Origin of the sequence: Methylobacter luteus IMV-B-3098, assembly GCF_000427625.1 — a bacterium.
GTDB classification, from domain to species: Bacteria; Pseudomonadota; Gammaproteobacteria; order Methylococcales; family Methylomonadaceae; genus Methylobacter; species Methylobacter luteus.
Window position 1 is genome coordinate 1,466,726 of sequence record NZ_KE386569.1, and the last position, 14,688, is coordinate 1,481,413.

12 protein-coding genes are annotated in these 14,688 nt (G+C 55.1%); all 12 read right to left on the bottom strand.

Annotation, left to right across the window (positions count from 1 at the left end):
• Positions 1 to 2 precede the first annotated feature (2 nt).
• The 12 genes from METLU_RS0108630 to METLU_RS0108690 all read right to left on the bottom strand — a co-directional run bounded on the left by METLU_RS0108630 (position 3) and on the right by METLU_RS0108690 (position 14,688).
• On the bottom strand, positions 3 to 1,742 hold the full coding sequence (locus METLU_RS0108630) for a fumarate reductase/succinate dehydrogenase flavoprotein subunit (protein WP_027157872.1): 1,740 nt from the start codon (positions 1,740 to 1,742) through the stop codon (positions 3 to 5).
• A gap of 36 nt (positions 1,743 to 1,778) precedes the next feature.
• Positions 1,779 to 2,624 (bottom strand): amidohydrolase family protein, encoded by an 846-nt coding sequence (locus METLU_RS0108635; RefSeq protein ID WP_027157873.1) that lies wholly within the window; start codon positions 2,622 to 2,624, stop codon positions 1,779 to 1,781.
• 639 nt (positions 2,625 to 3,263) lie between these two features.
• On the bottom strand, positions 3,264 to 3,725 hold the full coding sequence (locus tag METLU_RS0108645) for a c-type cytochrome (protein ID WP_027157874.1): 462 nt from the start codon (positions 3,723 to 3,725) through the stop codon (positions 3,264 to 3,266).
• 47 nt (positions 3,726 to 3,772) lie between these two features.
• Complete coding sequence (locus METLU_RS0108650; RefSeq protein WP_027157875.1) at positions 3,773 to 4,480, bottom strand: cytochrome b/b6 domain-containing protein; 708 nt, start codon at positions 4,478 to 4,480, stop codon at positions 3,773 to 3,775.
• A 13-nt stretch (positions 4,481 to 4,493) separates the two neighbouring features.
• Positions 4,494 to 5,114: a redoxin domain-containing protein gene (locus METLU_RS0108655; protein ID WP_027157876.1), complete on the bottom strand. Its 621-nt coding sequence runs from the start codon at positions 5,112 to 5,114 to the stop codon at positions 4,494 to 4,496.
• Between the two features lie 70 nt (positions 5,115 to 5,184).
• A complete protein-coding gene (locus tag METLU_RS0108660) occupies positions 5,185 to 5,628 on the bottom strand; it encodes a hypothetical protein (protein ID WP_027157877.1) in 444 nt (147 codons plus the stop codon).
• A gap of 261 nt (positions 5,629 to 5,889) precedes the next feature.
• Entirely contained in the window at positions 5,890 to 8,019 is a 2,130-nt protein-coding gene (locus METLU_RS0108665; protein WP_036242963.1) for a protein-disulfide reductase DsbD family protein, read from the bottom strand.
• A 37-nt stretch (positions 8,020 to 8,056) separates the two neighbouring features.
• Entirely contained in the window at positions 8,057 to 8,947 is an 891-nt protein-coding gene (locus tag METLU_RS0108670; RefSeq protein ID WP_027157879.1) for a dienelactone hydrolase family protein, read from the bottom strand.
• Positions 8,948 to 9,123: 176 nt separating this feature from the next.
• Positions 9,124 to 10,089 (bottom strand): SMP-30/gluconolactonase/LRE family protein, encoded by a 966-nt coding sequence (locus METLU_RS0108675; protein WP_027157880.1) that lies wholly within the window; start codon positions 10,087 to 10,089, stop codon positions 9,124 to 9,126.
• Positions 10,090 to 10,221: 132 nt separating this feature from the next.
• Positions 10,222 to 13,164, bottom strand: a complete 2,943-nt coding sequence (locus METLU_RS24865) for a TonB-dependent receptor (protein WP_051299832.1) — start codon at positions 13,162 to 13,164, stop codon at positions 10,222 to 10,224.
• Positions 13,165 to 13,303: 139 nt separating this feature from the next.
• Positions 13,304 to 13,714, bottom strand: a complete 411-nt coding sequence (locus METLU_RS0108685; protein ID WP_027157881.1) for an ExbD/TolR family protein — start codon at positions 13,712 to 13,714, stop codon at positions 13,304 to 13,306.
• Positions 13,714 to 14,688 (bottom strand): MotA/TolQ/ExbB proton channel family protein, encoded by a 975-nt coding sequence (locus METLU_RS0108690; protein ID WP_331271266.1) that lies wholly within the window; start codon positions 14,686 to 14,688, stop codon positions 13,714 to 13,716. The genes METLU_RS0108685 and METLU_RS0108690 overlap by 1 nt, the downstream gene beginning before the upstream one ends.

Consider the following 14,688-nt stretch of genomic DNA (forward strand, 5'->3'; position numbering starts at 1 on the left):
GGTTATCTCCTGCATGAAATCGTTTCTCGGGGTTGAATGCGCAATTGCTGGTAGACTTTCTTTTCGGTTTCCTCCAGCTCGACCAGATAGGGCTCCAGCGCCCGCTTGAACACCTGCATGTTGCCGCTGTGATCTTTCTTCACCTGAACATGCACCTGCCAGTTCGCATCGTTGCGATCGGGATAGTCCTGCCGATAGTGGTAGAGGCCCCAGCGGCTTTCCGTGCGGAACAGTGAGGCGCGAGCGGCCATTTCGGCGCAATCAAGGATAAAACCGACTTCCGCGGCCCGCATGAGTTCATGCGGGTTCGACACGGCCATTTTTTGCAGATCGGCGCGGATGTCTTCAAAGCGTCTGAGGCCGATTTCCATGCGCCGCGCCACTTTGGGCGGTTGCAGGTAATCATTCACCAACCGGCGCAATTTAAATTCAACCTGGGCCGGCGAAAGCCCCTGCCCGCGCGCGAGCGGCGCGAAAATGCGTTGCCGTTCCGCTTCCACTTGCGCTGCATCGACGGCCGCCAGTTCGATACCGGCACAGTAATCGGCCGCCGATTCGCCGGCCAGCCGGCCATACACGAAAGCGCCCAGCATGTAATTGTGCGGAACGCAGGCTAAGTCGCCCGCCGCATACAAGCCCGGCACCGTAGTTTCGGCGCGCTCATTGACCCATACGCCGGAGGCGCTGTGGCCGCTGCATAGGCCGATTTCGGAAATATTCATTTCGACCATATCGGTCCGGTAATCGGTGCCGCGCCCCTCGTGAAAGCGGCCGCGGCTGGGCCGTTCGTTGCCGTGCAGGATATTTTCGATGTTCATGATGGTTTCCTCGGCCAGATGGTTGATCTTCAGAAAAACCGGTCCCTTGCCGCCCGCCAGTTCCTGATGGAATTCCTGCATCATCTGCCCGCTCCAGTAATCGGACTCGATGAAGCGTTCGCCCCGGGCATTGGCCGTGTAGCCGCCCATGGGGCCTGTGACGTAGGCGCAGGCTGGGCCGTTGTAGTCCTTGATCAAGGGGTTGATCTGGAAGCATTCGATGCCTGACAGCTCCGCCCCGGCGTGATAAGCCATGCTGTAACCGTCGCCGGCATTGGTGGGGTTTTCATAAGTGCCGAATAAATACCCTGATGCGGGCAGCCCCAGGCGTCCTGCCGCCCCGGTACACAAGATCACCGCTTTGGCGCGGATGACGGTGTAAACACCCGTGCGGCAATCAAAAGCCAGCGCCCCTGCGGCCCGTCCGTCAGGTGCAGTGAGAACGCGGGTCGCCACCAACCGGTTAGTGATATCCACGCGCGCCTGCTTCAGCTTGCGGTACAGCACTTTCTTGATGTCGTGCCCTTCCGGCATCGGCAGGACGTAGGTTCCCATGTGGTGAACCTTTTTGACGGCATAATCGCCGTTCTCATCCTTCTCGAATTTGACGCCCCAGCTATCCAGTTCTTCGATCATGGCATAGCTGTTTTCCGCGTAGGCGAACAGCGTCTTCTGGTTGACGATGCCGTCATTGGCGACCGTGATTTCCCTGACATATTGTTCCGGGGTGGCGTGCCCCGGAATGACGGCATTGTTGAGCCCGTCCATGCCCATCGAGATGGCGCCGCTGCGTTTGACATTGGCTTTTTCCAGCAGCAGCACTTTCAGCGCCGGATTTTTTTGCCTGGTTTTGATGGCGGCCATCGGGCCTGCCGTCCCTCCGCCGATGACGAGGATATCGACTTCTATATTATGAGTTTGCATGATTTGACTCGGGTAAAAAAGCTGTTATGGGCAATTCTAAAGTTCGATTTTCAGCAGCCGTTCGGCATTCCTGAACAGCACGTTATCCAGCACCTGTTCATGCAGGCCCAACGTCAGAAAATCATCGACCGTCTGGCCCATGGCCCGGAAAGGATACGACGTGCCGAACAGCAACTGATCACGCATGAAACCATTGGCGGCCCGGACATACAGATTGCCGCCGGGCAGGAAAATATACATATCCGGAACGACGTGGACGTTTTCATGACGAAACGCGACGCCTATCATTTCGTTCACGAAAGGATAGAAGCCGTGGTAGCAGACAATCGGCAAGCGGGGAAACGCGCGGGCAATCCCGCCCACTGCCGCCGGATTGGCGTGTTCCAAATTCGGCGTTGTCGGACCGGACATCAGAAAAACCGGTATGCCCAGCTGATCGCAGGCTTCATAAATCGGATAGAGCGAAGGATCGTCCGCCTTGAGCGCAGGGCTGCCGAATCCCGGCTCGATATTGATGCCGGCCAGCCCGAGCTGTTTGACGGCGCGTTCGATTTCATCAAGCGCATCCGGTTTCTGCGGATCGACCGAGGCGATACCGATGAGCTCTTTATGGGGCGCTGTGATTTCCAGAATCCGGTCATTGGCAATCGACAAGGCAGGCGTATCGCGCCCGACCACGACGGCCGCCGTAATGCCTGCTTCGCGTACTTCTTCGACAAAGGCATCGACTGTTCCCGAGCGGACAAAATGCGCGTCATTTTTCGAACCCATGCGCCGGTTAAGCCATCTGGCGGCCTCGTATTCGGCGGTACCGGGCGTGGCTCCGTAAAAGTCATGCAGAAACGACGGCCGGCTGCGCATATCTATTATTTTTCTTTTCATATCTGTCTCAATTCGAAATTAACCGGGGCCAATGCCCGTCTTAAGCTTTATAAATCAGCCTGTGTAGGCTGGGTTGGAGCTTTAGCGGAAACCCGGCATGGGCGGCCGAAATGCTGGGTTTATCAACCCAGCCTACAGCCGCTGTAGGGTACGTATCGCGTACCTTCTCAGTGTCTAAATCAAGCCCCAAAAGGTACGCGATGCGTACCCTACAAAGCTTCGTTTTCGGCAGTGCCGGGCGTTGCGCCGTAAAAGTCATGCAGAAACGACGGCCGGCTGCGCATATCAATTATTTTTCTTTTCATCTGTGTCTCAATTCGAAATTAACAGGGCTGCCCGTTTTACAGGCAAAATTCTTAAGCGATCTCCGGCGTATTCAGCCTGTGTAGGCTGGGTTGGAGCTTTAGCGGAAACCCGGCATAGGCGGCCGAAATGCTGGGTTTAGCAGCCTGACCTCCCTCGCTGCCCTGCCAAAATCAAGGCGAAATCCACTGTAGGGTACGCATCGCGTACCATTTTCAAGGCATTTCAAGAATTGAATCCAAGAGAGGTACGCGATGCGTACCCTACGATAATATGCTTTGTGCCGAACGGTACCCTTTCACAGGGCACCGTTTGGCCACGATGCAGTTTGCCGGATCATTCGCGAATACGGATCAGGTCGTGGCAGCCCTTGCAGGATGCGCCGACTTTGCCGAACTGCGCCTTGATCGCGCCAGCGTCGCCCGTGGCGGCCACTTTCGCCAATTCATTGGCTTCCTTGATAAAAGTGGCGTCGAGTTCCTTGGCTTCGTCCTGTTTCTCGAAGAATTCAGGCCGCAGGCGGGATTGTTTCCAGCCGATGCCCTTATCCGTGCCCGGTCCGTAAAGATTGATCAGGCCGGAGTTGGCGATCGCGGCAATGGCGTTAGCGGCCGCTGTGATTTGATCCTTGTTGAAGGTATCGGGATGATCGACCACCTGGCTTTTGATTTTCCCCGTATTCCAGCTCAAGAACGAATAAGCGGACTGCCGGAATCTTATCTGCTCTTCAACCTCACCCGACAGAGCTACCGTTGTTACAGTGGTCAGCGCTAATGCTAATGGCAGTTTTATTTTCATTATGTTTGGTTCCTTTGGTGTTTTACAAAAAATAGAGTTACAGTGTTTTACCAACCCAGTCTGAGCGCCGCGGTTTGCAGGCTTTCAATAGGTTTGAAATAGTCCGCCAGGTCCCCGCTCCAGATGCCCCAGACCAGCGTGCTGGAAATCGCCACGGTCATCAGGAAGCGCAACGCGCCAACCGATGGCACCGAAGATGCCAAATCTGTAGGCACCCGTTTTTTCCCCGTCAGCATCGGAAGCACCAGATTGTTCTTTTTGACCAGGTGGTGAAACGCAATGGCGATCAAATGCAGTGCCAGCAATACCATCAACACGTCCAGCGCCAGGGCATGGATACCGCTCAGCCTGTCGCTCAGGGATTTATCGACCAGATTGAACAGAGGCCCCTCGAAAGCAATGTCATCGTTGGCGAACAGACCGGTGCCGACGAGCGTCGCCAGCACGGTCAGCAGCGCGATGACCGACAGCGCCCCAACCGGGTTATGGCCGACGCCTTGCCAGTTGCCTTTAAAGTAGGCGATAAGGCGCCCGAAAGTCGGGAAGAAACTGGCGAAACGGGCATGCTTCGTGCCGACAAAGCCCCAGAGAATACGGAAGATCAGCAAGCCCAGAATCAGAGCGCCTATGGGCCCGTGCCATTCGGTCAGATCGCCGCCGAGCTTGCCAGTGACATAAGCCCCTACGACGGCCACGACGAGCAGCCAGTGAAACAGCCTGAGCGGCCAGTCCCAGATATGAACGGTTTCTTTCATGACTGTCTCCTCCTTATCCTGAATATTTGACGGTGCAGCCGTAAGGTTTGGTGCTGGACTTGGTGACGGGCTTGCCGGCGGCCAGTTCGGCCAGTGCCGCGCTGACGTAGTTTTCGGCTTTGGCAATGTCCTCTATATCCGCCGACGGGATACTGTCGATGCCGCCTTTGTAAACCAGCACGCCTTCAGGATTGATGATGAAGAATTGCGGCGTGTTGGTGGCCTCATAAAGATTGCCGATTTTGCCGTCCGGATCGAATACGGTGTTGGTAGGCGTGGCGCCGCGGTCGGCATTGAGTTTTTTGGCGGTTTCGCCGTCGATATAGCCCTGCTTGCCGGGCGCCGATGAGATGACTTGCAGCCAGACGATGCCTTTGGCGACGGCGTCTTTTTGCAGGTTCGGAATGTTGCCGCTCTCGTAATGCTTCACTACGAACGGACATTCATGGTTGGTCCATTCCAGGACCACGGTCTTGCCGCGCAGACCGGCCAGATTGACGGTGCTGCCGTCGGCGGCTGTGCCCGAAAACACAGGTGCCGGCTGGCTGACCACAGGCGCGGCAAGGGCTGCCGTGGAAGCCAGGGCAAAAGCCAGACCCATTATGGCGCTCCGGTAAGGTTGATTTAAAAACATGACTGACTCCTTATGGTTAATAGGGAAACGGCAATTGCCATTAAATAAAAACGGTTCCAGCTCTGGCTGTTTAAAACACCAGCAGGGCCAGACAGGCTCCGCCAAAGGTGAATCCGCACAGCATCCGGACTCTTTTGTCCAGCATCCAGGGTTTCCAGGTGCTGATGGCGCTTTTGTTGCGTTCCGCGCACCAACCGGAAATCCCGGTTTTCATTCTGTTGTTGATGGCTCCCAACAGCTTCGCCAGGCGATAAAGACCATATGAAAGCATCCCCAGCATCAGATAAAAAACAATCACCTGGGTGGTATGGCGGCTCGTTTCGAAGACATGGTGAATCACTTCATCCAGAATGAATTCAAGCAATTCATAGGTGTGGTACACGACCCACGCCAACAGATGAAAAGTTTCAACCGGCATGACCACAACCAGCATAAAAACGGCGGCAATCATGACTATGTGTATTCGATGAGTGTTCAGCATATTCGCCCCGGCATTGAAAAAACCCACACGCATTTATCGTTCCCTGACCGTCACGCCGCTATCCGGCGCGGCGCCCAGATAAGGCAGCAAATCCATCCATTGATTTGCTGCTGAAATTGATCCTTCAACCGCGAAACGGAAACTGCCCTACAACTTTGCAGGTCTGCGAGGCTCCATAATCTGGACTTGATCACCCCGCTTTCGCCTGTCATCATCACTTTTTCAGCTCGTTCGCTTCCTTATGCGGCGTGCAAATTCCTTTGCAGCCCAATGTTCTTAATAACCTTTCACTGATCAACTCTGGGAAACCGCCCTGGCTGATGCTTTGATAAATTGCGTAACGACCGCCGGCGTCAGTATCTGCGGCAGCACAACCGGACTCGCCGCCGCGCCGCCGGGATAGTAGACGTACAGCGGCACGCCGCTACGGCCGAATTTCGCGAGTATTCGGGTGATTTCAACGTCACGGTTGGTCCAGTCGCCCTTCAGGTAAGTGATGCCGGATTGCCTGAACGCATCGATTACCGAACGCTGACTCAGCGCGACTTTCTCGTTGACCAGGCAACTAATGCACCAGGCCGCCGTAAAATTCAGAAACACCGGCTTGCCTTCGGCACGCAAGGCATTGAGGCGCTCGGCCGAATAGGGCTCCCAGTGGTTGTCAGCACTGGCGGTTGACGACCGGGTTTTCGCGGCGAAACTGGCTTCAACGCCGAAATAGCCGCCTGTCAACGCCACCGCCAGCGCCAATGCGGCAAGGCCTTCGCCACTATGCCGCACTGCACTGCCGCCGGTTTTGGTGGATTCATAGAGCCAGGCCGCGAAAGCGATTGTCACCATGCCGCCCAGCGCGACGGCAACGGAATCATTTCCTGCTTGTTGCGCCAGTACCCAGACCAGCCAGACGGCCGCCGCGTACATGGGAAAAGCCAGGCCCTGCTTCACCCGTTCCATCCATAGGCCGGGCTTCGGCAGGCAACGTTGCAGGAACGGCCAAAGGCTCAGCAGTAAATAAGGCAGGGCAAGGCCCAATCCAAGGCTGAGAAAGACGGCCAGCAGTACCAGCGGCGGTTGCGCCAGCGCAAAACCAATGGCCGCACCCATTAACGGGGCCGTGCATGGCGTGGCGACGACGGTGGCCAGGACGCCCGTGAAAAAGCTGCCGGTATAGCCGGGCTTTTCGGCCAGCGAGGAACCGATGCTCGTTACCGAACCGCCAATAGAAAAAACGCCGGACAGGCTGAGCCCGACCGCGAACATCAGATAGGCGACGGCCAGCACGAACAGCGGCGACTGGAACTGAAAACCCCAGCCGATCTGCGCGCCGCTGGCCTTCAACACATTCAGCAGCGAGCCTAGCAGGGCGAAACTGAAAAGCACGCCCAAGGTATAGGCCAATCCATGCAGACGTGTTTGCAAGGGGTTCTGGTGAGCATGCTTCGCCAGGGACAGCGCCTTGATGGAGAGCACCGGAAACACGCACGGCATCAGATTCAGGATCACGCCGCCCAGCAGGGCCAGAATCAGCGCCGATGACAGCGCCAGATCGGGTTCCGCTGCCGGCGCACTATCGACCGCTGCGGCACTGACTGGCGCATTGATGATAAATCCGCGCGTCACCGGCCCATCGCTGCCGTTTTCCGTCACCGCCAGCACGCCGTTCAGTCTGCCGCCGCTGGCGGTTGGCGCATCATCGCCCGGCTGTAGTTTCAGTTCGATCGTGCCGCCGCCGACCAGCCGAGGCTGGTCGGCATTGTGCACAATCCGGCCCCATTCGGACGGGTAAAACCAGATGTTCTTGATGTTGTCGGGCTGCAATCCCGTATCGGTGATCCGTAGCGTCAGGCCATTATTCCCGCTTGTGACGCTGACCGGCCAGGGACTGGCCACCGGCAGACTGGCCTGGGCCTTGCCGACCAGCTCACTGCCGCGCCCCTGATCCTGGCCGGGCGCGACGACGGGCAGATCCAGTGCCAGTTCAACCCGTTGAGGAATGCAGATCTCCTCGCAAACCAGCCATTTAACCTTGGCCTTGATCGGAAAAACGCCACCGACTATAGCGTCCTCCGGCACCTTGATGCTGGACAGCAGCGTGACTTCGTGTTCATAGCCGTAATTGGTCACCGGGCCCAGCGTAATGCGGCCCGGCGTCGGCCATTGGATAGGACCGGCCGTAGCGCCCGCGGGCAGATCATAGTCAATTCGGGTGGCCAGACCGGAATCACCGGGGTTGATCCAATAAGTATGCCAGTGGGGGATGATTTCCTGATGCACGCCCGCCTGAATCGTATCGCCCGGACGCACGGCATCGACAGAGGCGATCAGTTGCGCCCGGACTTGCTCGGTAGCGGCTTCAGACGGGCCTGCATCCGCATCGCAAGTCAGTGCGAGTAAAGCGATAGGTATGAAACGAAGTATCAGCATGGAAACCTCCCGATGGTCAATCAAACGTGAAGCAGGCCTAGACGCGCAGATGGGTATTGAAGAAATGGATGGTGCGCTCCCAGGCCAGCTTTGCCGCCGCTTCGTCGAAGCGCGGCGTGGTATCGTTGTTGAAGCCGTGCTGCACGCCCGGATAAATGTGCGCTTCATAGTTGACGCCGGCGGCTTTCAGGGCGGCCTCGTAGGCCGGCCAGCCGGCGTTGACGCGCTCATCGGCGCCGGCAAAGTGCAGCAGCAGCGGCGCCTTGATTTTAGCCGCCTCTTCCGCTGCCGGCTGGCCGCCATAAAAAGGCACGGCCGCCGCCAGATCGGGAATGCGGGTCGCCAGGAAATTGGAGATGCCGCCGCCGTAGCAGAAACCGACCACGCCCACTTTGCCGTTGCCTTCCGGCAGTTGCTTCAGCACCTCGGCGGCCGCAATGAAGTCGGCCCGCGTCTTGTTCTGATCGAGCGTCTTGAAAAGCTCGCGCGCCTTGTCTTCGTCGCCCGGATAACCGCCCAGAGTGAACAGGGCATCCGGCGCGAAAGCGATAAAATTCTCCAGGGCGACGCGCCGCGCGATGTCTTCAATGTGGGGATTCAGGCCGCGGTTCTCGTGCACCACCAACACCGTCGGCAGCTTGCCTTCGAACCGGGCCGGCTGCACCAGATAGCCTCGCAGCGTGCCATAGCCGTTCGGCGACGGGTATTCAACATAGCTCGCCTTGATGCGCGCATCATCGGGGGAAATCTGCTGCGCCTCGGCGAAATTCGGGGTCAATGCCTCGAGCAGACCTTCCGCGGTCAGGCCCAGAACCGAGTATTTGGCCACCGATGTCATAAATCCCCGCCGTGATATGTCGCCGTGGACATATTTGTCGAAAAGTTGCAGCACTTCCGGATTGAAGTCATTTGCTGTTTTACGCGTCATTGAAAACTCCTTAAGTAATGTCCTGATAAAATATGAAAGATCGGTTTCAGAGCCCTTGGCAGAGACTGCCCGGATTTATCCACGGTTGGACACACAGGGATTTGGAAGGGACGCACTCATCCGGGCTTGTAGCCGAAGTCTCCGCCAAAAGCCCTGAAACCGAATTCATAAAACTCTTATTTTGCCCGGCCGGCAAAACCCGCCGCCAGCAAAGGAATCTTATAGGCCGCGCCGCGCCCTACCACATAAAGCGTTTTCTTATCCTTGCCGGCAAAAGCCAGGTTCTGCGGCTTTTTAGGCAGGGAGATAACGCCTAACGCTTCACCTTTGTTGCTGAAAACTTCGATGCCGGCATTGGACGCGACATACACCCTGCCCTCGGCATCGACAGCCAGACCGTCCGCACCGCTGGACCAAACGTTTTCGGTGTTTTTCCAGCCTTCCAGCTTGGCGAAATTTCGCCTGTTCTGGACTGAGCCGTCGGCGGCGATGTCATAGGCGAGAACGTGCTCGCCCAGGGTATTCGTCACGTAAAGCACTTTTTCGTCAGGGCTGAGCTGAACGCCGTTCGGGCGCTCGATGTCGTTGGCGATGCGTTTCAGAGTGCCGTCGGGCGCGATGTGGAAAAGCCCCGGTTTTGAAGCCGGCGGGTTTGGATTTTCCTTGGTCGGACGCGTGCCGCTGTCGGTAAAGTAAAGGCTGCCGTTCCCGGCCAGAACCAGGTCATTGGGCCGCTGAAAAGGTTGCCCTTCGAAATTTTCGGCGAGATTCTTCTCCTGCCCCTGCGGATAAATGACGCCTACCCTTGGATTGGCGACCTGCACGGCGATCAGTTCGCCTTTCGCATTGACGCCAAGGCCGTTGGCGCCGTTCGTGTTTTCCAGATACGTCGAAACGGTATTGTCAGGCCCGATGCGCACAATACGTTTGGCATTGGTTTCGGTGAACAGTAGACTGCCGTCCACCAGGCCGACAGGCCCTTCCGTGCCGTTGAATCCGTCCTTGATCAACTCGATGACGACGCCGCCGGCAGACACGCCCGGAATTGCCGGGGTGACAGGGTCGTCAGCCTGAACCGAGGCGCTAAAGGCAATCGTGCTAATAAGCGGGACTAGCTTGTTAAGTATTTTTTTGGGTAACATTTTTCATCTCCGAATGCGTATAAAATTATTGAATTCAATTTTTTCATTTCCTGGCACAGGCTTAATATTGGATATACACCTATCAAATCCAGATATTCCTGCCACCACCAATGAACGAATCATTCAAATTATTTAAAAACTACTGCTAACCCTTACGCCAAACCACTGCGGCCAATTTGGCTGCCAAGTATTCCAAGTTCTGGCAATGGGTTCTTGATTGTTAAAAACATTCTTTCCGACTACTGATACATCAAGCAGTTTGTCAACACGACCAATACCAATAGAAAAATCCGTAGTGGTATTGGCTTTAATGACACCGTATGTTGATAATGAGTTATCCGAGTTAAATGCGCTGGTATAAGTAGTGGTAAAACTGGTATGGAATTCAGCTTTATCAAAACCTACCCTGGCCAGTGGATAACGAACTTCCGGGCTGATACTGAATGTAAATTGAGCGGAACCGGGAAGATTTTCGCCCGTTGCGTCGTATGACACCGGCGCGCCAGGATATCGCAGCTCAACCGGTGTTACGGCGTTGGTAAAATCGGTATAAACCGCATCATTCCAGGCTCCGGAAAAATTAATCGCGGTATAGGGAAGTCCGGTATAAGAACCATCGATTTCCACGCCCATAATTCGAACGCCTTCCGCATTGCCGCTGCCAGAGATGAATACAGGATCGGCATTGGGATTCGTTTGACGATCTATGTTGGTAGTGAATTCGTCAAATACCAACGCCGGTTGCTGATAATCCTCTATATCCATCCAAAAGAAATCGGCATGCAAGGCCAGTGTGTCGTCGAATAGATTTGATTTGAAACCTATCTCGTAGGCATTGGTGGTCTCTTCTTTAATTTTCTGAATTGCGCCATTCGGGACATCAAGGAACCCTGGCTTTTGGCTAAACCGCCAGGACACATAACCCGTCAGATCTTTATTGAATTTATAACTCGGACTTACGAGGAAGGTAGGCTGGATATCTTCAATGACTCCATTTTGATAACCCCAAAGATTGCCTATACGTCCATTACGAATGGATTTTGCCGCACCAATCTGGCTTTTTTGCGCATCAGTCAGATCCGCGTAATTTTGCTGATTAAAATATTTAAGTGCCGCCGCGTTAGCTACTGCAACCTGTTTGGGATCCGCTAGCGCACTCTCGGGCATAACGCCTGCATTGTTTGTCTCAAAACCGCCTAATTCGACTCCATTTACGGCAGCCCTATTCAAGAGTGAACCATTTCCGCTATCGGTTAAGACTTGGTTGGTTGATAGTTTGCGTTTTTCGTAATTGACCCGAGCGCCGGTCGTGATGTTAAAAGCATCGTTTACATGCCATTCCGCTTGTCCGAACAGTCCCACGGAATCATTTTCTATATTACGATTACGCCATCTGATCACACCATCGACAGAATCCGACATCAATTGTCTGCCGTTGTTATCGGCATCCAGCACACCGTATTGGCTATTACTTGCGTACCAGGCGCCTGCGTCCTTGCCATAAGAAGCCCAGTTGTTGTACTGCATATCGCGTTTCAGGTAGAGCGCGCCAGCTTGATAATCGACCAGATCTTCATAATGCGAACCGACTCGAAATTCCTGGGTAAAATGCAATAATTCAGGTACATGTCCGCCAGTAAATCCGCCTCTGTTGACATCGAAAGGCGTACCTTCATCATTGGCGGCCCGGAATTCAAAATCTCTGAGCGAGGTAATCGAGGACAGTTTGAAATCGCCTACATGCCAATTAAGGTCAATCAATCCACCTTTACTGGCCGTTTGAATGGGCTGGCTACTGTCCTGATCAAAGGCGCCGGTGCGAAAGTAATTGGCAAGGGTATAATTTGGCTTGGCATCCCTGAACCAACGCCTGCTTGACCGTGTCTCAAATGACGAATTCAAGGACGTATTAGGCGTACCGTTGGCAAATTGACGCGGCAGTGGCGTGAAAAAATCATTGCCATTAAATGACTCATCCTGTTGAACATTCGCGTCAAAGCTGATACGGGCATTGAAATCTTCGGTTGGCGTAAACAACAGCTGGAGCCGGCCCGCCGCACGATCTCTGTTGTACCAGGTCTGGCGCGGATTCGATACATTTTCGTACGCCCCATCGGCTTTGTTGACGTGAATAGCGCCCCGCCAGGCCAATAAATTGTCAATCACGGTGCCGCCGCCGGCCGCATCGGCAATGTACGTATCATAATCGCCATAGGTCAAAGAAAAATTGGCGTCTGGCGTAAAAGACGGATGTCTGGGCGTAATCGCAATTCTGCCCATGTTAAAATTTTTGCCAAAATCGGTACCGGTAGGTCCTCGATCCACCTGCACATAAGCTAAGTCGTATTGATCAAAACTTGTCAGCGGATTGTATACATACGGCACGCCATCGAAGACGGTTCCAATACTGGGGTCCATGGCATCGACCAAACCCTGTTTTCCCAAGCCCCGTAGCGATAAACTGCTGGTGCGGGCATTGCCTGGGTCGAATTTGACGTTACCTGAGCGTTTTAGAATGCCTTCCATGTCGAATGCTAGTTCCCGCGACAATTCCTGTCCTGTCCGCACCGAGGTGGAAGTCGGAACGTCTTTTAGTTTTTTAAGCCGCGGCTGCGCGCGCACCACGACTTCGCCAAGGTCTTCAGTCTTGTTTTCTTCAACAGCCGCTTCTTCTGCAAGTGTTTCTTCAGCAGTCTGAGGTTTGGCCAAGGTATCTTCAATGACTGGAGCCTCCTCAACCTTCATAGTTTTTTTAAGAGATTGGTTCTCCCTCCTCGCCGCTTCCAACTCTTGCCTCAACCGGGCATTCTCGGTCGCAAGGTCCTGATCATCGGCGAACGCATAATCAGGCGTGAATAAAAATGTTCCGGCAATAATGATTGCCGCGCCGCTTAACAGTTTGTATTTGTTGGTATTCCCGGCTATTTTTGTTGTGTGGCCTTGCGAGGCTTGTGAATCTTCAATTGAAATTGTCTTATCTAAGTTACCGTATGCTATCAGCAACATTAGTTCCTCGTTCAACAACGCCAGCTCATCATTGTTTTCCGACTGTCGCCAATCACTATTACTACTCATTGTCACTACTCATTAATAATTATTCTTAAAATTTGCGAATTTCCCGGCAGTTGACGGGCATTCAATTTACTCGGGGCCGAGCGTCCCTGAACCGGCCCGGAGGGCCGGTTTAACCGCTTCCCACTCAATGATTGATTTATTATTTGGCGATGGTCAGAACCGACAGCTTGGCGATTCCGGCCCGCTCTATGGATGACATCACCTTGGCCACGATCCCGTATTGCACGGCATCGTCCGCGTTCAGATTGAGCGCTATTTCAGGATCGGCGGCCTTGCGCGTTTTCAGTTCGTTTTCGAAGGATTCCAGCGGAATTTCGGTCTTGTCGATAAACACTTTCCCCTGCGCATCCACGCTCACATAGACCGCCTCTTTCTCCTCGGGCGGCGCCGTTTCGGCGGTTTCCGGCAAATTGACATGGATGGCGTTGGTCAGCAAAGGCGCGGTCACGATGAACACCACCAGCAGCACCAGCATCACGTCGACCAGCGGCGTGACGTTAATTTCCCCCATGACATCATCGCCGCCATCATCTTTCGTATTAAAGGCCATCAGGCATGCGCCCCCTTCGCCGTTAATTCTTCATCATCAATGACGTGCTTTCTGCCGCTGGTTGCGTCGTTGACGCGAGGCGCCGCCGTATGGCGGGCGGAAGGACGTTTGATGATGAACGAGGTTTTCAGGGCGAGATGCACGAAATCGATGGCGAAGTCGTCAAGAAACGCCCAGATCACTTTGTTTCTACGGATAAAGAAGTTGTAGGCAATAACCGCCGGCACCGCGACGGCGATCCCGACTGCCGTCGCGATCAGCGCTTCGCCGATGGGACCGGCCACCACATCCAGGCTGGCCGATCCGCTTTTGCTGATGCTGGTCAGCGCGCCCATGATGCCCCAGACCGTGCCGAACAGGCCGACGAAGGGCGAGATGCTGCCGATCGTCGCCAGAATCGCAAGCCCGCTTTCCAGCGATCCGCGCTCCTTCTGCATCTGCTGGCGCAGTCGCCGGTCAAGCAGTTCCTGGCGATCGCCTGTATGCTCCAGGTCATGCGTCGTCGTGCCGCCATCGGCTTCTATCAGTGTCGAGAAACCGGCCTGAGCGACTCTTGCCGCAGGACCCGAATAATTTCGCTGCTCGGAAGCGGCCTGGAAATCCGGCGCGCTCCAGAACTGTTTGCCGAAGACGCGGTTATGATGAGAAATCCGCAGGTGCTGTATGCCTTTGATCAGGATCAAGGCCCAGGTCGCCACGGAAAATCCGATCAGAATCCAGAGCGTGCCGTCGACAATGACGGCCGATGTGATGTCCGAACCGATCGGAGCAATACCATCTGCCGCGGAAGCAACCTGTTCCGTGCTCGCAGTCGCAGCCTGGGCGACGCTTCCGGGTGCGCCGGCCACAACCCCTCCTGTGTTCACGGCGCCGGACGCTGCCTCGGTAACTCCGGGCGCAGTGCCGGGTGCCGCGGGACTGGCAATACCAGCTCCCGTTGGCGTTTGCGAAACTGTAGATGTGGTTTGTGTCAT